Genomic DNA, 21,664 nt, shown 5'->3' with positions numbered 1-21,664 from the left:
TCCGGCCCCCACGCCCGATCCCACACCGGCGGGGCCGGTGAGCGGGCCCGGCCGGACTGTCGGCCCGGCACCCCGGGCCGGGCCCGGTCACGTCGTGGCTGCGCGCGGACGGTGCTCGGACAGCCAGCCCTCGGCGTACGCGACGGCGTCGGCCAGGTCGAACAGCCTGGCCTGCGCACCGCCCACCGCGCCGTGCACCACCCGGTGTTCCTCCTCGAAGGCCGCTCCCAGTTCGTCGAAGCGTTCCGAGCAGATCGAGGTGTCACGCACGGTGGCCCACACACGGCCCTGCGGAGTCATGACCGCGAAGGAATTGTCCGCCTGCGGCGAGGGAACGCGGTACTCGGCCAGATGGAACGCGGTGCAGGATTCGAAGCCCACCCCCAGGAGAAGAACCCGCGCCCCGCCCTCCTCCAGCCGGGCAAGCGGGCTGTGCTCGCCGAGCCGGCAGTCGAGCGCGTGACCGTTCATGAGCGCGGCGGCACGTGGGCCGATGGCCGCGAAGGACGTCTGCGGATGGCAACTGCGTACCGCACCGGGCCAGTTACGCACGGTTTCCGGGACGACACCGACGCCGAGGGTGGGAGTGGTCCGCGCGTCGAAGGCGGGCGTGGAGGCGCGGATCTCCGCCCACCACGCCTCGGGCACGGGCGGGTTCGTCCAGTACGCCGGGTCCGAATTGTCGGCGCAGTGGGCCGGAGCCACCAGAGTCCCCGTGTGACCGAGGGTGTCGAGCAGCGCCTTGACGACGACGGCAGGGCCGCCGCAGACCCAGCCGAGGGAACTGAGCGAGGAGTGCACAAGGAGGGTCTCACCGGCGCGCAGGCCCATTGCGCGGAGGTCGGAGGTGAGCGAGTCACGGGTACACATGGGGCTGGGCGAAGATTTGATGGACATGACCGGTCAGTGTCGAGGCACCGAGCCGCCCGGGCCACCGATTTTCGGCACGGGGCGCGCTTCGGTTCCGGCCACACGGCAGTGGCGCTCGAAGCGTGCCGGAGCAACCGCTGTCGGTCACCGCAGGGCACGGTGTCGACGTACCGCGTCGCGGTTGGCACACCGCTGGGAGCAGTAGCGCCTGCGTCCGGTACGGGAGGTGTCGGCGAAGATCACGGTGCATTCGGTCACGGCGCACCGCCCGAGCCGCCGCATGCCCCGTCCCACCAGGTGCAGCGCGGTTCCGACGGAGATCAGCGAGAACAGCAGGGGGCCGAGCGGCTGCCGGTCGTCGCGGTAGTGCAGGTGCCAGCCGTCGTCGGCGTGGTCGGTCAGCCTCGGGTGGGTGGCGGCCGCTGCCAGCATCCGGTTGAGCAACTCGGCCCGTTCACGCTCGTCGTCGGCGTCGACGACCTTCTCCCACGCGTCCAGTACTTCCTGGGTGCGGTCGACGTCCTGTGCCGTGACGGGGTGTTCGAGGGCCAGGCCGGCCGCGCGGCAGCGGTCGGCGAGTTCCCCGGCGTTCGCCGGGCGCCGGTTGGCCAGATCCGCGGCCAGGTTCACGACATCCTCGCCGTAAGGGTTGAGGTGCATAGGACCATTACACCAGTCTGGTGGTCATGAGACCACGCACTGGGAGCGGAGCCGCTGTACGGCAGGCGACGGAGGACGACATCGCGGAACTCGTGCGCCTGCGGGCGATGTTGTTCGAGAACCTCGGCGGCGACTTCTTCGCCCCCGCATCGGGAGGCGAAGACTGGCTGGATGCCCTGACCACCGTACTCAAGGATCAGCTGACCACGTGCGCCGAAAGCGGCTCCGGCACCGTGCGCATCCTCGTCGCGGACGGTGAGAACGGCCTGGCCGCCTGCGGCATCGGCACGATCGAACAACGGCTGCCCGGTCCGCACCTGCGCAACGGCCGGATCGGACAGGTGATCGGCGTGGTCACCGACCCGAGGTCCCGGCGACGTGGTCACAGCCGCAGGATCATGCAGGGACTGCTCGGCTGGTTCCGGGAGAGCGATGTCGCCCGAGTCGATCTCTACGCCTCCACCGAGGGCGAACCGCTGTACCGCGATCTCGGTTTCACCGACCACCCCGACCCGTCGCTGTACTGGCGCCCGTGACCACCCGGCGCGGCCTCTCCTCCGCTCCCCACGCCCACTCCTTCCGCTGGGTCGTCCTCGGCATCGCGACCTTCACCCAGGCGGCGTCCGGCTTCTTCGTGCAGGGCATCGGCGCGATGGGCATCCATCTTCAGAACCAGCTGCACTTGAGCACTGCCCAGTTGGGCCTTCTGATCTCGGCAGCCCAGTTGGCTCCGCTGGCCGGCCTGCTGGTGGCCGGGGAGCTGCTGGACCGCTACGACGAGCGCTGGGTCGTCGGAGCGGGCGCCTGCGCGGTCGCGGTGAGCCTGTGCGCGGGAAGCCTCGCGCCGGGCTACGGGGCTCTGCTCTGTGTCCTGCTGGTCGTGGGCGCGGGATACAGCACGGTTCAGCCCGGCGGGAGCAAGTCGGTCGCGTCCTGGTTCGACGCCTCCCAGCGGGGTTTCGCGATGGGCATCCGCCAGGCCGGTCTGCCACTGGGCGCCGCACTCGCCTCTGCGGTGCTCCCCCACCTGGCGATCACCCTGGGCTGGCGATCGACGCTTCTGGCCGGTGGCCTCGTCGCGCTGCTGGGATCCGCCGTCTTCATGGGCTTCTACCGCCGGCCGCCCACCGAGACCTTGGAGACCAGTCACGTCCTTCCTCGGGACAGCACACCGCGCGCCCCGCTCAAGTCCCGACTCGGCATCCGGCTACGAATGCTCCGCGAACCGTCGATGGCGAGGATCATGCTGTCCGGGACGACCCTGATCTCGGTGCAGTCCGGCGTGGGCATCCTGACGGTGCTGCACCTTCATGAAGCGGCTTCCGTCGGCGCCGGCACGGCGGCTCTCGTCCTGGTGGTGGCCCAGGGAGCGGGGGTCGTCGGCCGGATCTGCCTCGCCGCGTGGAGTGACCGCAGCAGGTCCGGACGGTACGGCGCCGTCATGATCTGCATGGTCGCCGTAGTCATCGGAATGACGGTGCTGATGACACCGCTGGGGCGGTCACCGGCGATCGCCTGCTGCGTACTCGTCTGGCTCGGGTTCTTCGGCTTCGGCTGGTACGGCCCGTGGGTCGCCCACGTGGCCGAATCCGCTCCACCGGGCAGAACCGGCTTCGCCCTCGGGCTGGCCATGTCGGCCAACCAGATCGCCATCGTCACGGTGCCACCCGCCCTCGGCCTGCTCAAGGACCTCACCCACAGCTTCGTCCCGGCCTGGGCCCTCCTCACCACGATAACCGCTGCCGCCCTGATCGTCCCGGCCGGGGCAGAACGCAGGCGTCGCCAGTCGTGTTCCACGCGTCGGACGGATTTCGCCCGGTTCACTTCGCGTTCGCCGCGGGATCCAGAGGACGGCCCGGGGGTTCGCCGGCCGGGTGCAGCTGGGTGAACTCGTGGGTGATCAGGCCCATCAGGACGAGATCGTGGTGCCGTCCGGCCATGAACACGTGATCGCGGAGGCGACCCTCCTCGACGAATCCGAGCCGGCGGTGAAGTGCCAGCGAGGCCCCGTTGTGCGCGAAGATCCGTACCTGGCACTTGTGGAACCGCCGCTCGGCGAACATGTGGCGCAGCAACAGCAGTACGGCTTCCGCCGCGTACCCGTTGCGCCGGAACTCGGCCCCGATCGTGATGCCGTACTCGAACCAGCCCGAACGCGCATCGGCGTGGAACGTGCCCAGGGAGCCGACGACCTTCCCGGTGTCGGCGGCTTCGATCACCAGCTGGAAACAGTCCCCGTCAGTACGGGCAACAGCCTGCTCCTTCGCCCGGGCACGATGACTCTCGGCGGAACGAGGCGGGTTCAGCAAGTCTCCCAACCGCTCCTCGTCCTCGGCGAAGCGCATGAGCGCGGTCCAGTCGTCCGGCTCGATCCCCCGCAGACGTATCCGCTTCCCCACCCAGAACGAAGTCATCCCTCATCGAATCACGCACCGGCATCGCCGTCCAGGGCTGTCACCACCTCTCACAACACCACCCTGACCAGGTACTTCGCAGCACAGACGGTGGCCTGCGGGGCCGTTCCCGCACCGCGTTCGCGGGACTTGTCGGTAGGGTCACGTTCATGAGCGTCGAGGTGCAGGTCGTCCGCGAGGCGACCGATGAAGTGGTGGAAGCGATCGCCCGGCTGCTGCCCCAGCTTTCGAGCACGGCCGGTGTGCCCGATGGGGAGTCCGTGACCCGATTGCTGCGCAGTGACGCCAACACCCTGTTGCTGGCCAGGGTCGACGGCCGCGCGGTGGGCATGCTGACTCTGATCGTGTGTCCGTTGCCGTCGGGGCTGCGCGGCCGCATCGAGGACGTTGTGGTCGACGAGGCGGCGCGGGGTCACGGAGTGGGAGCGGCGCTGACCGAGGAGGCGCTTCGCCTGGCCGACGCGGCGGGGGTACGGACGGTCGATCTCACCTCTCGTCCGTCCCGCCGGGCAGCGAATCGGCTGTACGAACGCCTGGGATTCGAGGCCCGTGACTCCACCGTCTACCGGTTTGCCGTACGGCCGTAGGCGCCCGGCGCCGACCGGCGCGGCCGGTGCCGGTCCCGCCGGGGCCGGCACCGGACTCGTCGTCCTGGACGGATCCGCGGCGCGTGTGCACCTGCGCCGTGCGCTCGTGTGTCCGCACCGAAGCGGTCATGCTCCGGTCAGCAGCACCTCCAGTGCGACGGCCGTCTCCGGATGGCGGCCCGGCAGTGCCGCGCCTGCCGGGCGGCCGGGCTCCGCCGTCTCCCACGGATCCTCGCAGCCCAGCAGGGCCGCCACCGCGTCGCATGTCGCGGGGTGCGCGGCGAGGAGTGTGCAGCCGTGGGAGCCTCCGGCACTGTGTGCGGAAAGCATGGCCTCGGAGTCCGGCCGGGAGTGCCACGGCGGCACCCACGCGTCCAGTGCCGCGAGCCGGCCGGGGAAGGTCCGTCCGGCCTCACGGATCAGCAGGGGAGCCAGTTCCGAGCCGCCGGACCGCAAGGTGGTGATCAGCGTCGGCAGCCATGGCAGGAGCACCGGGTCCGGCAGCCGTGCGAACGCGTTCGAGACTGCCTCCACCACGAAGTCCGTGAGGCCCGGGACCGGTTCCAGGGCGTGCACGAAACCGCTGAGATAGCGCGGGTAGGCGGGTACCACCAGGGGGTTGCCGAGCAGCTCGTCGCACTTGGCTCGCAGGTCCGCCCGGGAGAGGTGGCCGAGCTGTACCTGCGCCGCCCACAGCAGGGCCGTCTTCGGCGGCTCCTCGGGATGTGACTGGGCCACCGCCAGTTCCAGCTGGGTCCGGTCGCAGCCCAGCGACAGCGCCAGGCTCTCCATGCTGAACAGGAAGCCCAGCATGGCCGCCACCTGGCGGACGGTGGCGTCGTCGTCGGTGAAGGCGGTCGGCAGCAGAGTGCAGTAGTGGGCGTATCCGGTCTTGGCGAAGGACTCGATCCATGGCGGCAGCACCGGCTCGCTGGTGCGGTAGTACGCCAGCAGCCGCCGCACCCGGCGCAGTACCTCCGGCGCACCGTCGACGCTGCGCTCGGCCGACAGCACCTCCAGGGCGTGGGTGCCCAGTTCGTCGGCGAGGCGGCGGCTGCGCAGGTACAGCGTGGCGTCCTCGACGGCTTCCAGGACGGTCGCGGCGGTGGCGCGCCGGTCGTAGGCCGTGCGGCGCAAGCGCTGTTCCAGCACCTGCTCGATGCTGACGCCCTCGTAGCCCAGCTCGATGAGCGCGCGCTGGTAGGTGCCCAGAGCGAGGTCCCACGATTCCTGGATGGGCCGCTCCCCCAGTTTCCGCTCTCCCATGATGGGGCGGGCGGCGCCCTGCGGCATCAGGTGGCGAAGCATCCACAACGCGTCGGAGCACCGCTCCAGTTCGGGTCGCGAGGCGATGTCCAGCAGTGCTCGTTGTACGCCGCTCTGCTGGAGCTTCAGGCCCAGGGGGGCGAGCCGGTCGTGGACGTCACGGGCCAGTGGCGGCAGCGCCTCGTAGCCGACCTGGCCGACCCGGTCGCCGCCCATCATGATCTCCACGAGGCGCCGCACATCGCGCCGGCCCGGCACGGTGTCCTTCTCGATGCAGGTGACCGCCGCGTCCTGGAAGTCGTACGGCGTGGGCTTGGCCCGGTCACGCATTCCGGCCAGCAGGATCGACGTCTCGAACACCGCGATGGCGTCGGCCGTGGAGGCGAGGTAGCCGTTTCGGCGGGCGGCGCGCACGATCTCCACCGACCAGCCGAGCAGTTCCGCTTCGTCGAGCCGGTCCAGGGCCGGCGGTCGCTGCAGGAATCCGGTGAGCCTGTCCGAGGGCGGGAGCTCCGGGGCGGGCCCCGTCGGGGCTGCGGCCTTCTTGGCTCTCGACTTCTTCGCCCCCGCCTGCCCGGCCAGGCGGAAGGGCTCCACGCGGGTGCGCCGGACGTTCTTCGCCCACACCGTCGCGGCGATGGACACCGATCCTGCCGCGAGGCCGAATTGTGCCTCGATCGCCGCGTGGCTGGACGGGATCAGGCCGTGCTGCCACGTGGTGGCGCTGGGCGGGCTGATCTCGAAGGTGTCCGTGCCGTGGACACCGAACTCGGCGACGCGGCTGGCCGCGTGGAAGGCGCCGCAGACGTAGAGGCAGTCCGCGGGATCGGTGCCGGTCGCGGCCAGGTGTTCGCGCATCCTGGTCCACATGTGGCGTTCGCGGTCCTCGTCCACCCGGACCCGGTGGGCGTCGCCCGGTGCGAGTCGCCGGAAGAGGCTGCCGATCAGGAGCATGACCTGGCGGTAGGTGTCGTGGTCGCTGTCGCCGAGCGGCAGCTCGACGTACTGGTGCCACCACTCCGACCAGTGCCGCACCTTGCCGTGGTGCAGCAGGTGTTCCTCCAGTTCGGCGAAACGCGGTCGCAGGTCTCCGATCTCCACGCCGACCGCGTCACCGTGCAGGGCGGCCTCCTCCTCGGCGGGAGGCGCGTCCGGGTCGGCCGGCCCGGCGGACTCCGTCGCGCGCGCGTCCCACTGGAAGACGTGGTCCGAGGAGCGGTCGACGAGGACGAGTTCCACGCCCGGGGTGTCCAGGGCGTAGGCGATCGCCTGGTATTCGGCGGAGGCCTCGGTGATCGGTGCGACCACCGAGAGCGGCGACCACTCGGCGGGGAAGCCGTCGACCTCCGTCGCGAAGGACTGGACCGCCACCGGGAGCTTGCAGTTGCGCAGCTCGGTCAGCAGGGGCGCCATGTCCTCGCACAGTTCGAGGTAGACCACCTTGGGCTGCTTCTCCCGCAGGCGACGGGCCATCGCGACGGCCGAGGCGGGTGAGTGATGACAGACGGGGAAGATTTCGAGCGGCTCGCGGACCGCGTGGTCGACGTCGTCGACGATGCCGAGGAGGATGCCCTCCAGGGCATCGGGTCCGTCGGCGAACGTCGCGGCGGCCTCCTGCAGCTGACCACGCAGTCCTTCGAAGGTCCCCTCGTGGGTGCTGGTCATGACAGGGTGGCGATCGCGTCGCGGCCGCCCTCCAGGAACTCCGGCCAGGAGCCGCCCTCTTCCTTGCTGCGCGGCTCGACGACACCGTGCAGGTACTTGTTGAGGATGGCCAGGTCCTCGGGCTCCCGCCGGGCCAGTGACCCGACGAGCGAGGAGGCCAGCGTGCGGGCCGTGAGGGCGCGGTCCCCGAAGAAGTTGCTGTGCAGCACCGCGTCCTCCAGCACTCCGATCTGTTCCGCGGTGGACAGGGCGGACTCCAGTTTCTCGTCGTCGCTGCCGGCCGCGGCCGCCGAGGCTCGCAGGTCGGCGAAGCTCTGCAGCAGCACATCGAGCAGCGTCGGCGGCACTTCCAGTTCGATCTGGTGGCGGCGCAGCAGTTCCTCGGTGCGGAAGCGGACGATCTCCACTTCGCTCTTCTTGTTCGTGACCACGGGGATGCGGACGAAGTTGAAGCGGCGCTTGAGCGCCGAGGACAGGTCGTTGACGCCTCGGTCGCGGCTGTTCGCGGTGGCGATGATCGAGAAGCCGGGCTTGGCGAAGACGATGCTGTCGCTGTCCAGTTCGGGTACCGAGATGTACTTCTCGGACAGGATCGAGATCAGCGCGTCCTGCACGTCGCTGGTGGAGCGGGTGAGCTCCTCGAAACGGCCGATCGCGCCGGATTCCATGGCGGTCATGATCGGCGAGGGGATCATCGATTCCCGGGACTGGCCCTTGGCGATGACCATCGACACGTTCCAGGAGTACTTGATGTGGTCCTCGGTGGTGCCGGCCGTACCCTGCACCACCAGTGTGGAATTGCGGCAGATCGCGGCGGACAGCAGCTCGGCCAGCCAGCTCTTGCCCGTGCCGGGGTCTCCTATGAGCAGCAGGCCGCGGTCGGAGGCCAGGGTGACGATGGAACGTTCGACGAAACTGCGGTCGCCGTACCACTTCTGCGAGATCTCCCGGTCCAGGCCGTCGGAGCGATCGGAGCCCAGGATGAACAGCCGGACCATCTTCGGGGACAGCCGCCAGGAGAAGGGCTTGGGGTTGTCGTCGATGGACTCCAGCCACTCCAGTTCCTCGGCGTACTTGATCTCGGCGGGGGCGCGCAACAGGTCGGACATGAGGGGGCCTTTCTAGGCGAGGAACGTCTTGAGCTCGTTGACGAGCTTGCGGATGTGGCCGGAGAGCACCGGCGTACCGAGGTCTTTGAAGCGCTCACGGAACCACGGGTTGACACTGCCGCGGCCGGAGCTGGTGACCGACCCCACCGGGATGAACCTGGCTCCCGATCGGTGGATGGCGACCATGCTCTCGAACAGCGGCTCGTGCCGCCATTCGTAGAAGTCGGAGATCCACACCACGACGGTGTTGCGGGGCTCCGCGATCTTCGGCTGGGCCAGTGCCATGGCCACCGTGCCGTCGGTGCCGCCGCCGAGGTTGGTGCGCAGCAGGGTCTCGAAGGGATCGTGCACCCATGGGGTGAGGTCGAGGGCCTGGGTGTCGTAGGCGATCAGGTGGACGTCGACCTTCGGCAGCCCGGCGAAGATGGACGCCAGGATGGTGCAGTTGACCATGGAGTCGACCATCGAGCCCGACTGGTCCACGACGACGATCAGCCGCTGGGGTGTCGTCCTGCGGGCCGTGTGCCGGTAGTAGAGGCGGTCTACGTAGAGCCGTTCCTCCTCCGGGCTCCAGTTGGTGAGGTTCTTCCAGATCGTCCGGTCGAGGTCGAGGTTCCGGAACACCCGCTTGGGCGGGACGGAACGGTCCAGGGCGCCCACCGTGGCCTTTTCCACCTGGGTGCGCAGTACTTCGGCGACCTCGTCGACGAAGCGGCGGATCAGATCCTTGGCGTTGGCCAGGGCTGTGCCCGAGAGGTTGTTCTTGTCCCTGAGCAGTTGCTCGATCAGCGACATGCTCGGGGTGAGCTGCGAGGCGAGCTTCGGGTCGGCGAGCACCTCGCGCAGGTGCATCCGCTTGACGAGGTCGGCCTCGATGGCGCCGAGTTCCGGGCCGATCGCCGGGATCAGCCGGCTGAGGTCGGGGGTCGTGCGCCCGCCGCCGGTGCCGGTCGGGCCGGCGCCTCGGCCGCCGGCCCCTCCCCCGGCACGACCGCCGCGCAGCTCGCCGGGCCGGCAGCCCAGTGCGCGCTCCAGCCAGCCCGCGTCGGACTGCCAGCCCGCCAGCTGTCCGGCGGTGACCGTGCCCGAGCCGGTGGCGAAGACGTTGAGCAGCACCTTCGACACCAGGGCCGCCCGCCGCACTTCGGCGGCCCGGTCGCGTGCCTCGGCGGTCCCGGATCCGAGATCGGGGTCAGGGCCGGGAGCGGAGTCGGAGGCAGGTACGGGTTCGGGTACGGGTTCGGAGGCGGGTGCCATCAGGCCGTCGAACTCCGTGGCCAGCTCCGGGTGGCGCTGCACGATCGAGTCGACGGATGCCTGTGGGTCCAGCAGCGCGGAGGGCAGGCCGATGTCCTCGACGACCGCGAGGCTCGCGGATTCCAGCGTGCCCTGTTCCTCGGAGTCGAAGAGCCGGGCCAGCAGCCGCCAGTACAGGACCTGACGGCGGTTGTCCTGGGGATCCGCCTCCGGAGTCCGCAGGACGGGAGAGGCCTGCGCGGTCTGGAGTGTTTGCGGGGCCCGAGCAACTTCGTCGCCCTGAAGCGGCCCGTTCCCGGCAGTCCGCTCCGTCGTGTTGTGGTCCGTCATTTCCGCAGCAGCCTTCCCGCACGCTCCCGCAGCACGGCCACGGCGTCGGTGGCGGCCTTCTCGGCCTTGACGCCGGCCTTGTCTGTGGTACCGCCGGCCCATCCCCCGGCGTGGATCGCGACGGCCTTCTTCCGTACGGTCGTCTCGACGGCCAGGGGCTGCACGTGATACGTCCCGGCGTCCCAGCGGAGCAGTCCGATGCAGGCGCCGGATGCCGCGACGGCCTCGGGGGTGAGCGGTCCGGCGGTCGGAATGCGGTCGGTGTCGACGGCCAGGGGGCCACCGGGGAGTGTGAACGTGAGTGTGCCGTCATCCTTCTGGACCGAGTAGCCCTCCAGGAACACGGGGACGGCGATGCGCGCCGGGTGCCGGTCCAGGGGTGCTGTCGCCTCGTCGGTGGCGGCCGGCAGGGCGACGCGGGCGGTGGCGAAGGCGTCGGCGGGCTCGCCCCGGCCGGCGCGTTCGTCGCTCCAGATCAGGTCGCCCTCCGCGGTGACCGGCATGTCGGTGAGCTCCATCGACCGCCCCTCACTGACGGCGGTCAGCAACGACATGTGCGGGCGGAGCAGCTGCCAGAGACCTGCTCCGACGACCGTGTCGGGTTTCGGGACCGCGATCCCGGCGCGCACCAGGCGGGGCGCCGTGCCGTCGGCGGGCTCGAACACCGCGTGGACCTGGACCTGTACGGCGGTCGCGTGCTCATGGACGTCGACGCCGAGAGGCAGGAGACGGCCGGTGGCCGTACCGTTCATCGGCGCGTCGGCCGCGCCGGGCACCGTGAGCAGCAGAGCACGTGACCACAGATCGGCCCAGCGGCGTACCGGAGTCCGTTCCATGGAAGCGCCCGGGCAGGACGCGGCGAGTTCGGCGGCGAAGCCGTCGAGAAGCGTCGCCAGTCGGCGCAGTCCTGGATCGGGAAGCATCGCGGAGACGACCGGCGCCGCGCCGGAGACCAGGTCGTGATCGATGCCCTGCCATCCGGAGCGGGCCAGGTCGGAGAGCCAGGAGCGGGCGGCGGTGAGCAGGTTCGCCACCTGCTTCCCGGCGGGTTCGGGGGCGGTCGCCTCGCCGCGGGGTCGGCCGGTCGCCTCTTCGATACGGCTCATCAGCGCGTCGTGGACGGAGCCGAGGAGCGCGGTGCGGGCGGCGGCGAGTGCGACGAAGTGGTCTTCGTTCGCGGCTCCGCCCGCCGCCTTCTCGGCCGCCTCGGCGACCCTCGCGGCCAGCGGCGTCCCTGCGACGGCATGGGCGAGTCCGGTCAGACCGGCGCTCTGGGCGGGTTGGGGACGGAGCAGGCCCCCGACAAGTGCCCGGTCGAAGCCGTCGACGGCCGCCAGTACCTCGTCGAGCCCGGTGATGTCCTCCGCGAACAGGTCGGCACGCATCACGCCACCGCCCTGGTCGGCGGGAACCACTGCATCTCCGGCAGTGGTGCCGTGGTCGGGGTGAGTTCCAGGTAGGCGAGATGGCGCAGGAACCGGCTGAAGACGGGCGCGGCGGCCTTGGTGTCCCCCTGCGGTGGACGTGCGGCGCCCATGCCGTCGGTGATGGTATGCGCGCTCGGCTCCCCGTCCGACGGCTCGACCCTCAGGTAGCGTGCGACACGCTCGGCGCCGTACTGCAGCACCGCCTCGTTGATCAGGGCCCGGATGTGATTGCAGAACGATCCCCGCGCTCCGCCGCAGGGACGGTTGTTGTTGGTGCTGCACGCGAATGTGTAGGTGGCCGCGGCGACCGACGACACGTAGACGCGCCCGATGTCCGAGCCGCTGGACACCACACCCTGCAGGCGTCCGTCGGCCAGTTCGACGAACGGTACTTTGGCCAGCTTGCGCGGCCGCGCGGGCGCTGTCACCCGTGCCGTGCTCGACCTCTCCCAGTCTGACAACGCACCACTCCTATGTGCACCAGGGCGACTTCCTCGCCACAACGGCAGGACACGACCGAACATACCTACGGGCACTGACAATGCCCGGTCGCGGCCGCGGAACCGCCTCGTCCACCGCCCTCGGCCGGACATGGGTGTGCCCCACCGCACGGCCGCGACCGTCGAAGTGCGGTCGTGGCCGCGCGGCAGGGCATCAACGTTTCAGCACCGGAGTGAGGCGTCGTCCGCATGCGACAAGGGCCGGCGAACAGCGGAGGGCGCCCCCGCCAGGCGGGTGTCAGAAAGTGCGCGCGGGGCCCGGGGAGATCATGGCCTCACTGCCCGGGGACAGGGGGTGGAACGGGATGGCGACGAGATCGTACTGAGGACACGGCGTCGTGAAGCACTGCTTCGGCGACGGCACACAGAACTGCCCGACGGGCGCCACGACGGCAGCACACGGACTCGCCTGTGGAGCAAGGGAGCTCGACTGCGGCGCGGCGGAGCTCGTCCGTGGTGCGCCGGAGCTCGTCCGTGGTGCGCCGGAGCTTTCTCCGGCGAGCGCCGGGCTCGCAAGGGTGAGGGGCAGGGCGGTGAATGCGACCGCCGTGGCGGTACGCAGCAGGTTCTGAATCACAAGCAGCAGAGTTAGCCGCAGCTCGGCGCGCCGTCGCGGCGACGGAGGGGTCAATCACCCGTACGGGTCGCGAGGTTCACCCCCGGAACACACTTCCCATTGCCGGCAAGGGCGCGGACCGCCCCTCTTCCGACCGCCCCTCCCCCGGCCCCCGGCTTCCCCGGTCTTCGGAGGAGAAGGCTCAGACGGTCGTGGTCCGGGCACTCCTCAGGTACGCGCGACGGCTCCCGCAGCGATGAGGAGGGCGACTGTTGCGGCATGCGGGCCGGCCTGCGCCCAGTCCAGGGGCGAGCGGCCGGCGCCGTGATCTTCGCGGAGGTTCGGATCGGCTCCGTGCGCCAGCAGTTCGCGCACCGCTTCGGTGTGTCCCCAGCACGCGGCCGCGCACAAGGGCGTGCCCTCCGAGCCGAGTCCGCCGCTCTCGGTGTCCGGTGAGGCCCCGGACACCAGGAGCAACCGGGCGATCTCGGCTTCGCCGTTCACGGATGCCAGGTAGAGGGGGGTGACGCCTTCGCTGTCCGCCCGATCCGGGTCGGCCCCGGCCCGGAGGATCGTCTTCACCCGGCCGGATCGGCCCATGAGGACTGCTGTGCCGAGGTGTTGGGAGAGCTTCTTGCGCCGCCGCCGGTTCATGGGAGCGAGGCTAGCGGCCGGCAGCGCGGCGTGGACAGCCGTTCCGGCCCGCCGGGTACCGGCCTGCGATCACCCGACCGGGAGACCGAGCCCCGCGGCGATCGCGCTGACCCGGGTGAAGACGGACACCGGGTACTGGTCGTCGCAGTACTTGTTGCCCGTGGAGACCACACCGATCACCTTGCCCCCGGCGACCAGAGGGCCGCCGGAGTCGCCCCGGCAGACGCTGTCGTGGGTCTTGGCGGCCGGGATCCCGCACACCTTGAGCGCGGCGGACTCGCCCGGCTCGGTGAAGGGCGCGCACCCCTTGAGCGGCGCCAGGGTGAGCGTGGCCGACTTGAGCCGCTTCCCGGGGGTGTCGGTGGCGGTCTTGCCCCAGCCCACGGTCTTCGCGGTCTTCCCCGCGGCATAGAGAGCCGAGTCCTTCGGACCGGCCGGCTTGAGAGACGCGTACGGCATCGGCTCGGAGAGGGTGATCACCGCCGCGTCGTAGGTGAGGGTGGCCGCGGCGAACTTCGGGTGGATCCTTACCGACGCGACGTGCCGGACCGTCCCCTTGGTGCTGCTCATGTCCGTTCGCCCGCCGATGACCAGCAGGTCGCGGGGCTCGGGGGCGTCCTCGATGCAGTGCGCGGCGGTGAGCACCTTGGTGGCTGCCACCAGCGTGCCGCCGCAGAACTGCTCGCCGTCCGGAGTCTCGATGAGCATGGCGTACGGGTGGTCCACCACGGTGGTGTTCTGCCCGCCGTGGACGGCGGCGGCAGGAGTCGCGGTGGCCGCGAGACCGGCCGCGGCGAGGACGGAGGCGGCCAGCGCGGCGGCCGCGGAACGCCTGTTGAACGTGAACATGTGGTCCCCCCAGGACACATTGCGTGGCCGGTGGCCGCGCGTCGTGTGGAGGAGGATGCGCAGATCGGAGCCGGGGTTCCGTGATCGGCCGGTCCGAATCGCGCGGACGCTGCCGGAACACCGCACAGGGCTTGTCGCACAGTTCTTGGGACTGTGCGACAAGCCCTGCCATCACCGGGGAGCCGGGGGAACCGGACAGCTCGGGGTCCAGGCATCCCGGCATCCCGGGAGCCCGGGAGCCCGGGAGCCCGGGAGCCCGGGAGCCCGGGAGCCCGGGATGCCGAGCCGGGGATCTGCGGCGTCGGAGCCTACTCGGCCGCGACCGCCCCGGTACCGGCCCCGGCCTCCGTCTCCGCCGCGGCAGAGGTCTCCGGGCGCCGGGTCGAGCAGACCAGGGCGTTGTCCTTCACGTCGGCGACGATGGTGTCACCCGGCTCCGCCTCGCCGCTCAGCAACAGGGACGCGATCCGGTTGTCGAGTTCGGTCTGGATCGTGCGGCGCAGCGGGCGGGCGCCGAACTCCGGCTGGTGGCCGTGCGCGACGAGGAGCTTCTTCGCTGCCTCGGTGACCTCCAGCTCCATGTCCTGGGCCCGTACACGGCGCTTGCTGCCGTCGAGCATGAGGTCGACGATTTCCCCGAGGTCCTCCTTGTCGAGGCCGTGGAAGATGATGGTCTCGTCCACCCGGTTGAGGAACTCCGGCGGGAAGTGACCCCGCAGATCGCCCATCAGGTCGTCGCGGATCTCGGAGACATCGCCCTTGTGGGCGAGGATGCGCTGGGCACCGATGTTGGACGTCATGATGACGACGGTGTGGCGGAAGTCCACCGTTCGCCCCTGCGCGTCGGTCAGGCGCCCGTCGTCGAGAACTTGCAGCAGTGTGTTGAAGACGTCGGGGTGCGCCTTTTCCACCTCGTCGAACAGGAGCACGCTGTACGGCTGGCGGCGCACCTTCTCCGTCAGCTGGCCGGCCTCCTCGTGGCCCACGTATCCGGGCGGTGCGCCGACGAGCCGCGAGACGGTGTGCTTCTCCTGGAACTCGCTCATGTCGAAGCGGGCCATGCGGTTCTCGTCGCCGAAGAGCAACTCCGCGAGCGCCTTGGCCAGTTCGGTCTTGCCCACACCGGTGGGCCCGAGGAAGAGGAAGGAGCCGACGGGGCGGTTCGGGTCGCCCATTCCGGCCCGGTTGCGGCGCACCGCCTGTGCGATCGCGGTGACCGCCTCGTCCTGGCCGACGACACGGGAGTGCAGCGCGTCCTCCAGCTTGAGCAGCTTCTCCTTCTCGCTGGCGGTGAGCTGCGTGACCGGGATGCCGGTGCGGCGGGACACGACTTCGGCGATGTCGGCGGTGGTGACGTCCATGACGCCCTCGCGCCGTTCCTCGACACCGGCGAGTTCGGCCTCGGTCTCCGCGATCCGGAGCTTCAGCCCGGACGCCTTGTCGAAGTCCTCGGACGCGACCGCTTCGTCCTTCTCCCGCTTCAGCTTGGCGAGCTCGTCCTCGCGGGAGACGACCTCGGTGGACCTGCCGAGCGACCGCAGCCGCACCCGGGCGCCCGCCTGGTCCATGAGGTCGATGGCCTTGTCCGGCAGGAAACGGTCGCTGATGTAGCGGTCGGACAGCTCGGCCGCCGCCACCAGCGCGTCGTCGGCGAAACGGACCTGGTGGTGGGCCTCGTAGGAGTCCCGCAGGCCCTCCAGGATCTGAATGGTTTCCTCGACCGTCGGCTCGGGCACCATGACGGGCTGGAAACGGCGCTCCAGCGCGGCGTCCTTCTCGATGTGCTTGCGGTACTCGTCGATGGTGGTCGCGCCGACGACGTGCAGTTCACCGCGGGCCAGGGCCGGTTTGAGCATGTTGCCCGCGTCCATGGCGCCCTCGCCGGACGCTCCGGCGCCGACCACGGTGTGCAGCTCGTCGATGAACAGGATCGTCGAGTCCGCGGCGGCGCTGACCTCGTCGATGACGTTCTTGAGCCGTTCCTCGAACTGGCCCCGGTACTGGGAGCCCGCCACCAGGCCGGAGAGGTCCAGGGCGATCACCCGCTTGTCCTTGAGGGTGCGGGGGACGTCCCCGGCCACGACGCGCTGGGCGATTCCCTCCACGATCGCGGTCTTGCCGACGCCGGGCTCACCGATCAGCACGGGGTTGTTCTTGGAGCGTCGCGAGAGGACCTCCACGGTCTGCTCGATCTCCTCGGCCCGGCCGACCACGGGATCGAGTTTCCCGGCCTTCGCCTCCTCGGTCAGGTCGCGTCCGTACTGGTCGAGTGTCGGGGTGTCGCTCGTTCCGCCCGCCGGGGTGCCGTCGGCCCGTGCCGCGTTGTCCGCCTCGCGCCGCAGTTTGCCGGTGTCCGTGCCGTAGGCACCGAGCAGCTTGGCCGCCCCGGACTCCTGGGTGTCCAGCAGCGCGCCGAGAATGTGCTCGGGCCCGATGTAGGAGACCCCGGCCGCCTGCGAACGCTCATAGGCCTGCAGGAGTACACGCTTGGCGGCCGGGGTCAGGCTCGGCTCCGCGGACGGGGTGGCGCTCTCGCCCGGCAGGACTTCCGCGATCCGTTTGCCCAGCTCGTCGGGGTCCGCCCCGGCCTGTGCGAGCAGGGTGCGCGCCGGGTCCACCTGGGTTGCGGCCCACAGCAGGTGCTCGGTGTCCAGGTCCCGGCTGCCGTCCTCGGTCGCACGTGTGGTCGCCCGGCCTATCAGCTCACGGGCGGATTCGGTCAGCAGCCGCCCGATGGGAACCCGCTGCACCTGTGGCGGTGAGGATGCCGGGGACATCCCGAAGAACCGGTTGAGCAGTTCGTTGAACGGGTCCGGGCCGCCGAAGGAGCCGAAGGAGGACATGGTCATGGTCACCGTCCAGTGAGTGCGGGTGGGTAGTGGAGAGCGCGAGCGGTACGCCTGCCGGGATCGCCCTGCGCCGGACACGGACGTGAGGTGCCCGGGACCGCGGCGCGTCGCAGTCGCCCCGTGGCCCCCATCGACAGGTGATTTCACTAGACCAACGCCCATCCCGTCTCGCAACGGCGCGGGCGACCACCCAACGCCGGCGGCCGTTGCCCTGCACCGCGTCACAGACTTCCCGGCGATGTGACGGACCGGCCCGGAGTACGCCGTTCGGGTGGCATCCGGGGCGGCCGTGCCGCACCGCGCGGGCGACGGCCCCGGCAGGTCGCCTCGCCGACCGCCCGGACGCGGCCAAGACTTGCGCCATGAGCGACAACGAAAAGGCGGAGGATCTCAAGGGCGGCCCCGGCCACATCATCCTGCTGGCGGTCGTCTTCGCCGTGCCCGTCCTCAAGCTGGCCTGGACGCTCGGCGGCGGAGGCGAGGCGAGCGAGGCGCTGGTCGCCATGGAGCCGTCCAACTGGCCGGACGTGCTGATCGGCATGCTCCTCAACACCGCGCTGCTCGCCTCGGTGCTCGCCGTAGTGGTCTCGCGCACCACATACGCGTACTTCGCCGCGAAGGGCGGAGCCCGGGTGCACGCGGACAGCTCCGTCGTTCACACGTTGCTGGTGGCCGCCGTCGTCCCCCTCACCTTCGCGCTGGTGGTCGGGGCCTTCCACGGATGGTGGTGGGGCGCCGCGGTGGCCGTCGCCTCGTACGCGCTGCGGCTCGGCGTGATCGTCGAGTACCGCACCGGACGTCGCGAGCGCGGCAGCGGCAAGCGCACCCGTACCTCCCCCTCAGGCCGGCTCCAGCACTCCGCCGACGCCGCGGCCGTGGCCGCCCTGCTGCTGGCCGGGGTGGTGCTTCCGTTGATCGCGCTGGCCGGGGCGGTGGACGGCCGCTCCTGGACAAGTGTTGTGGAATGCGATGTGAACACCGGAGAGGGGAATGAACGCGCTCGTCTGGTGGAGTTGGGGCGCAAGGGCAACGGTGTCGTGGGCTGGGACATCGAGGCGGACGAGGTCGTCAACGGCATCAACTGCGGGGTCTCCGAGAACGATGTGGTGCGCGCGCCGTTGTGGCGCTCCTGAGGACGGGCCCGGTGGGTTTCTCGGCGCGAGGCAGCCTCTCCTCCGCCACGACCGGTTGATCACGCCCTGCCTCAGTGGGTGACGGCCGCCAGCAGCCCGGGGAGTTGGGCCATGTCGTCGAACACGGTGGTACGTGGCCCTTCGAGCCGTGAGGCCGGTGTGAGACCGCCGCAGTAGCCGAAGGCCCTCATCCCGGCGGCGCGGGCCGCCCGGACCCCGTACGCGCTGTCCTCGATCACCGCACAGAGTCCGGGGTCCACGCCCATGGAGCGGGCGGCGTGGAGAAAGAGGTCGGGGGCCGGCTTGCCCGTCGCGACATCGTCGGCGCTGAAGATGTTCTCCGCGAAGTGGTCGCTCAACCCCGTGAGCCGGAGGTTGCGCCTGATGCCGTCGTGATCGCCGTTCGACGCGACACAGACGGGGGTGGTGAGGCGGTCCAGTACCTCGGCGACGCCTTCGACAGCGGTCAGTTCGGCGTCCAGCGCCGTACGGTACAGATGCTCGTACTTCTGCTGCCAGTCCTTCTCCAGCCGGCGCCCGAGCCGCTGCTCGACGGCCGCCGTACAGACCTCGCCGGACGAGCCGACGAACTGCTCGATGATCTCGGCTTCGGTGAACGGGCATCCCAGGTCGGCCATGACCGTCGCGTCCACCCTGACGCATATCCGTTCACTGTCCACGAGGACACCGTCACAGTCGAAGATCACCAGTTCGAGAGGGCTCCGGGTCATGGGCTGCAGCATAGCGCCGTGCGATGTCCCCAGGTCCCGGCCCGACCCGGGCCGGTATCAGCAGCGGACCAGTACGAGCAGCGGGTCAGGAAGGAGCAAGCACCGGCCGGGCCCGTTGACTCGTGGCATCCAGTTTCGGACATGCGCAGGATGGCCGTGTTCCGTTGCGGGACCGGCGTGTTGGCTCGTCCGCACCCGGCGGCCTCGGCGCACCGACGACCGGTTCGGCGACCCGGCGGTCTCCTGTGGACCGTGCCCGCTGACCACTGCGGCCGGGAGCGGACCGAATCACCACACCTGACACATCGTCAGAAACATGGCTTGCGTACGCCTCCACCTCGGTGCGTTCTATTTCCGGATTTCTACGTTCTTGTCAGTGACATACGCCACGCTGGGCACATACCGCCCAACACCGGCTTGGAGGCCAGTAGTGGACGCCCAGGACCTCGCGCAGCTCGCCGACAAAGAGTTCGAGCAGATTCTCACCTCGAACATTCACCCGCCCACCCGCGACGCCAGAACGTGGGCGGCGATCACGCATCCCGACAATCTGCCGCGCGCCCGGAAGATCCTCACGCATGTCCACGAACGCACCGCGAGCGTACTGCGCCGCCGGAAGACGGAGCGCGAGGAGTTCCGCATCGAGTGCTTCGCCCGGGGTGAGGCCGGCAAGCGCGAGTGGTTCGCCACCCGGGCCGAATTCGAATCGCTGCGGCGCCGCACCGCCAACTTTCACCAGCGCGTCCAGCGAGCCATCTCCGAACTGGGCCAGGAACAGCGCAACGTGAACCGTGCGCAGAGCCTCAACTCCGGTCAGCAGAGCCGGGAGACGCTCCGCGAACTGGCCGTCGCCGTGCAACGCCATCAGGCGGTCCACGCCCGCAACGGCGGCGGCGCCGAGCCGGCGGACCACGAACTGTGGCGGCACCTCGACCGGCTGACCGTGCCCACCGGCCCCGGGCAGGATCCGACGACGCTGCGCACGATGCTCAGCATCTACTGGACCGACATGCACCCGGTCACCGACGATGCGGAGTACCGGACACGGGCCGAGCACATCGCCCGGAGCACGCCCGCCGCCCCCTCCGCCGCCCACTGCTGTGTGCCGCAGGCCCGGCGTGTCCATGACCGGGAGGACCGCGCGACATAGCCGCTGTCCCACCGGGCCGGCGGTGCGGGTGCGGGGCGCGGCGGAGGTCGTCCGTCGCGCCCCGCACCCTGGATCGTCCGGGTCAGGAGGCCTTGTACAGAACCGGCTTCGCCACGTGCGGGTTGGCACGGGCGCCGAGGACGCGCAACCGGACCTCGGTCGTTTTGACGGGCACGCTCAGCTGCTCGATGCTCCTGCACCGGTGCAGGCGGCGGCGATTCCGTGTGTTGGTACGCCGAGGCCCGCGCGAGTGGGCGAGGGCTTCGGCGCACCGTCGGCCGGGCCCCTCGGTCAGCCGACGTTCACATCGATGCAGGCGTAGAAGGCGTTGGCCGTGTCCGCGATGTTCCACACCGCGAGAACCTTCTGCCTGCCCGACAGGCCACCGAAGTCGACCTGATGGGTGACGGTGGAGCCGGGCTGCGCACCGTTGTCGTTGAACTCCGCGATCTTCCGGCCGCCCGCGAAGTACTGCCAGGTGCTCGTGGCGTGCCGGGCGGTCAGGACCCACTGGAACGATGTGCTCCGGCCCACCGGGGTGACCTGCCACCCCTTGGAGTCGTCGTCGAGATCGGCGAACCTGCTGTTGCCGCCACTGCAACTGGTCAGCCCCTTGGGGCCTTCCACACTCTGCGGCTCGTACTTGATCTCCCCGCAGCTCACCGTTCCGGCGGCACACTGGGCCTGGCGGCTCGGAGGCGACGAGATGTATCCGTGGGCACTGGCGGAGCCGACCGGAAGGCTCAGGACCAGTGCGGGGGCGAGTAAGGCACCGATGACTGCGGCCGTTTTCCTTTTCGCGTGCATGCTTCTCCTTCACATGAGGCGTCGCCGCACACGAGCGGGCTGTGGGGGCCCGGGGGTGGCAGACCGGCCTCTCCAGTGTGGGGGCCAAGAAGTGCGAAGGGCACGGCAGGAACCTGCCGCGTACGCCCGGGACTCGCGACGTCCGGCAGGGCCCTGCACTTGGACTAGACCATACCCATCGGCGCGTTCACGTCAAGGAGCCCGGCAACATTCGGTACCACCCCTCGCCGGGCGGGCGGCGCCTCGGCCGCACCCGGCGACGGGCCGGACGACGGGCCGGGCCCACCGGCCCGCGCACCGCCGGCGCGGAGCCTCCGTCCAGTGGCGCGTCACCACCCCGTCGCGCCGTCCACGCCCTCCCGCACCAGGTCGGCGTGGCCGGTGTGGCGTGCGTACTCACCGATCATGTGCAGGTGGATCAGGCGCAGCGAGAACTCCTCGCCGCCATGGACGAAGGTGTCGTCCAGCGAAGCGGTGGCGACGATCTCGTCCGCGAGCCGGCATTCCTCGACGAGGCGGGCGTAGTCCTCGGCCGCGCGGGACGGGTCCAGGTCCTCGAAGTCCGCGTCCTTGCCCTTCGCCGGGTCGTACATGGAGTCGAACGACTGCCCGGCGAACCGCTCCCGGAACCAGACCCGTTCGACCTTCGCCATGTGGCGGATCAGCCCGAGCAGGGTGAGGTTCGAAGGCTGCACGGTCTGTCGGGCGAGTTGCTCCCCGGTCAGGCCCGTGCATTTGTGAAGCAGGGAGCTGCGGAACCATGCGAGGTAGCCGGTGAGCATCTCCCGCTCGCCGGCCACGAGTGAACCGGATGTGCGCGTAACCTCGGGTGCTGTCCATGTCATGCCAT

The 21,664-nt window shown here is 70.3% G+C and carries 19 protein-coding genes; 5 read left to right on the top strand and 14 right to left on the bottom strand.

All coding sequences use genetic code 11. From position 1 onward, the window contains the following. Positions 1 to 87 precede the first annotated feature (87 nt). Positions 88 to 897, bottom strand: a complete 810-nt coding sequence (locus ACGF8B_RS30200) for an aminoglycoside N(3)-acetyltransferase (protein ID WP_392744928.1) — start codon at positions 895 to 897, stop codon at positions 88 to 90. 117 nt (positions 898 to 1,014) lie between these two features. Further along, entirely contained in the window at positions 1,015 to 1,530 is a 516-nt protein-coding gene (locus ACGF8B_RS30195; RefSeq protein ID WP_392744926.1) for a CGNR zinc finger domain-containing protein, read from the bottom strand. Between the two features lie 26 nt (positions 1,531 to 1,556). Here ACGF8B_RS30195 and ACGF8B_RS30190 point away from each other — a divergent pair, with 26 nt between their 5' ends. Together ACGF8B_RS30190 and ACGF8B_RS30185 are read left to right on the top strand one after the other, a co-directional pair. Then, a complete protein-coding gene (locus ACGF8B_RS30190) occupies positions 1,557 to 2,066 on the top strand; it encodes a GNAT family N-acetyltransferase (protein ID WP_392744923.1) in 510 nt (169 codons plus the stop codon). Next, positions 2,054 to 3,418 carry an MFS transporter gene (locus ACGF8B_RS30185; RefSeq protein ID WP_392745295.1) on the top strand — a complete coding sequence of 455 codons (1,365 nt, stop codon included), beginning with the start codon at positions 2,054 to 2,056 and terminating at the stop codon, positions 3,416 to 3,418. Before ACGF8B_RS30190 ends, ACGF8B_RS30185 begins: the two co-directional genes overlap by 13 nt. Here the strand turns inward: ACGF8B_RS30185 and ACGF8B_RS30180 are convergent. Beyond that, positions 3,351 to 3,944 (bottom strand): GNAT family N-acetyltransferase, encoded by a 594-nt coding sequence (locus ACGF8B_RS30180; protein ID WP_392744920.1) that lies wholly within the window; start codon positions 3,942 to 3,944, stop codon positions 3,351 to 3,353. The two genes, ACGF8B_RS30185 and ACGF8B_RS30180, sit on opposite strands and share 68 nt — an antisense overlap. Before the next feature lie 149 nt (positions 3,945 to 4,093). On the opposite strand from ACGF8B_RS30180, the gene ACGF8B_RS30175 reads away from it, so the two are divergent. Next, on the top strand, positions 4,094 to 4,531 hold the full coding sequence (locus tag ACGF8B_RS30175; protein ID WP_392744918.1) for a GNAT family N-acetyltransferase: 438 nt from the start codon (positions 4,094 to 4,096) through the stop codon (positions 4,529 to 4,531). 126 nt (positions 4,532 to 4,657) lie between these two features. Here the strand turns inward: ACGF8B_RS30175 and ACGF8B_RS30170 are convergent, their stop codons facing one another. The 8 genes from ACGF8B_RS30170 to ACGF8B_RS30135 all read right to left on the bottom strand — a co-directional run bounded on the left by ACGF8B_RS30170 (position 4,658) and on the right by ACGF8B_RS30135 (position 16,993). Next, on the bottom strand, positions 4,658 to 7,462 hold the full coding sequence (locus ACGF8B_RS30170; RefSeq protein WP_392744916.1) for a hypothetical protein: 2,805 nt from the start codon (positions 7,460 to 7,462) through the stop codon (positions 4,658 to 4,660). Further along, positions 7,459 to 8,571: an AAA family ATPase gene (locus ACGF8B_RS30165; protein ID WP_392744913.1), complete on the bottom strand. Its 1,113-nt coding sequence runs from the start codon at positions 8,569 to 8,571 to the stop codon at positions 7,459 to 7,461. Before ACGF8B_RS30165 ends, ACGF8B_RS30170 begins: the two co-directional genes overlap by 4 nt. 12 nt (positions 8,572 to 8,583) lie before the next feature. After that, entirely contained in the window at positions 8,584 to 10,158 is a 1,575-nt protein-coding gene (locus ACGF8B_RS30160) for a VWA domain-containing protein (RefSeq protein WP_392744911.1), read from the bottom strand. Next, positions 10,155 to 11,543, bottom strand: a complete 1,389-nt coding sequence (locus tag ACGF8B_RS30155; protein WP_392744908.1) for a hypothetical protein — start codon at positions 11,541 to 11,543, stop codon at positions 10,155 to 10,157. The genes ACGF8B_RS30160 and ACGF8B_RS30155 overlap by 4 nt, the downstream gene beginning before the upstream one ends. Continuing rightward, positions 11,543 to 12,046 carry a hypothetical protein gene (locus tag ACGF8B_RS30150; protein ID WP_392744906.1) on the bottom strand — a complete coding sequence of 168 codons (504 nt, stop codon included), beginning with the start codon at positions 12,044 to 12,046 and terminating at the stop codon, positions 11,543 to 11,545. Before ACGF8B_RS30150 ends, ACGF8B_RS30155 begins: the two co-directional genes overlap by 1 nt. 823 nt (positions 12,047 to 12,869) lie before the next feature. Further along, entirely contained in the window at positions 12,870 to 13,295 is a 426-nt protein-coding gene (locus tag ACGF8B_RS30145) for an ankyrin repeat domain-containing protein (protein WP_392744904.1), read from the bottom strand. Between the two features lie 69 nt (positions 13,296 to 13,364). Next, on the bottom strand, positions 13,365 to 14,144 hold the full coding sequence (locus tag ACGF8B_RS30140) for a S1 family peptidase (protein ID WP_392744902.1): 780 nt from the start codon (positions 14,142 to 14,144) through the stop codon (positions 13,365 to 13,367). Between the two features lie 308 nt (positions 14,145 to 14,452). Further along, on the bottom strand, positions 14,453 to 16,993 hold the full coding sequence (locus ACGF8B_RS30135; RefSeq protein WP_392744900.1) for an ATP-dependent Clp protease ATP-binding subunit: 2,541 nt from the start codon (positions 16,991 to 16,993) through the stop codon (positions 14,453 to 14,455). Between the two features lie 362 nt (positions 16,994 to 17,355). On the opposite strand from ACGF8B_RS30135, the gene ACGF8B_RS30130 reads away from it, so the two are divergent. After that, a complete protein-coding gene (locus ACGF8B_RS30130; RefSeq protein WP_392744897.1) occupies positions 17,356 to 18,126 on the top strand; it encodes a hypothetical protein in 771 nt (256 codons plus the stop codon). Between the two features lie 71 nt (positions 18,127 to 18,197). Here the strand turns inward: ACGF8B_RS30130 and ACGF8B_RS30125 are convergent, their stop codons facing one another. Continuing rightward, a complete protein-coding gene (locus ACGF8B_RS30125) occupies positions 18,198 to 18,857 on the bottom strand; it encodes an HAD family hydrolase (protein ID WP_392744894.1) in 660 nt (219 codons plus the stop codon). 430 nt (positions 18,858 to 19,287) lie between these two features. Here ACGF8B_RS30125 and ACGF8B_RS30120 point away from each other — a divergent pair, with 430 nt between their 5' ends. Next, positions 19,288 to 20,007 (top strand): hypothetical protein, encoded by a 720-nt coding sequence (locus tag ACGF8B_RS30120; protein ID WP_392744891.1) that lies wholly within the window; start codon positions 19,288 to 19,290, stop codon positions 20,005 to 20,007. Between the two features lie 291 nt (positions 20,008 to 20,298). Here the strand turns inward: ACGF8B_RS30120 and ACGF8B_RS30115 are convergent, their stop codons facing one another. Both ACGF8B_RS30115 and ACGF8B_RS30110 read right to left on the bottom strand, forming a co-directional pair. Continuing rightward, positions 20,299 to 20,814 carry a lytic polysaccharide monooxygenase auxiliary activity family 9 protein gene (locus ACGF8B_RS30115; RefSeq protein ID WP_392744888.1) on the bottom strand — a complete coding sequence of 172 codons (516 nt, stop codon included), beginning with the start codon at positions 20,812 to 20,814 and terminating at the stop codon, positions 20,299 to 20,301. Positions 20,815 to 21,143: 329 nt separating this feature from the next. Next, positions 21,144 to 21,659 (bottom strand): DinB family protein, encoded by a 516-nt coding sequence (locus ACGF8B_RS30110; protein WP_392744885.1) that lies wholly within the window; start codon positions 21,657 to 21,659, stop codon positions 21,144 to 21,146. Positions 21,660 to 21,664 lie beyond the last annotated feature (5 nt).

It is taken from the genome of Streptomyces sp. NPDC047917, assembly GCF_043204345.1.
Taxonomy (GTDB): Bacteria; Actinomycetota; Actinomycetes; order Streptomycetales; family Streptomycetaceae; genus Streptomyces; species Streptomyces sanglieri.
The sequence above is the reverse complement of the archived record's forward strand: the minus strand, read 5'-3'. Positions and strand labels throughout refer to the sequence as shown.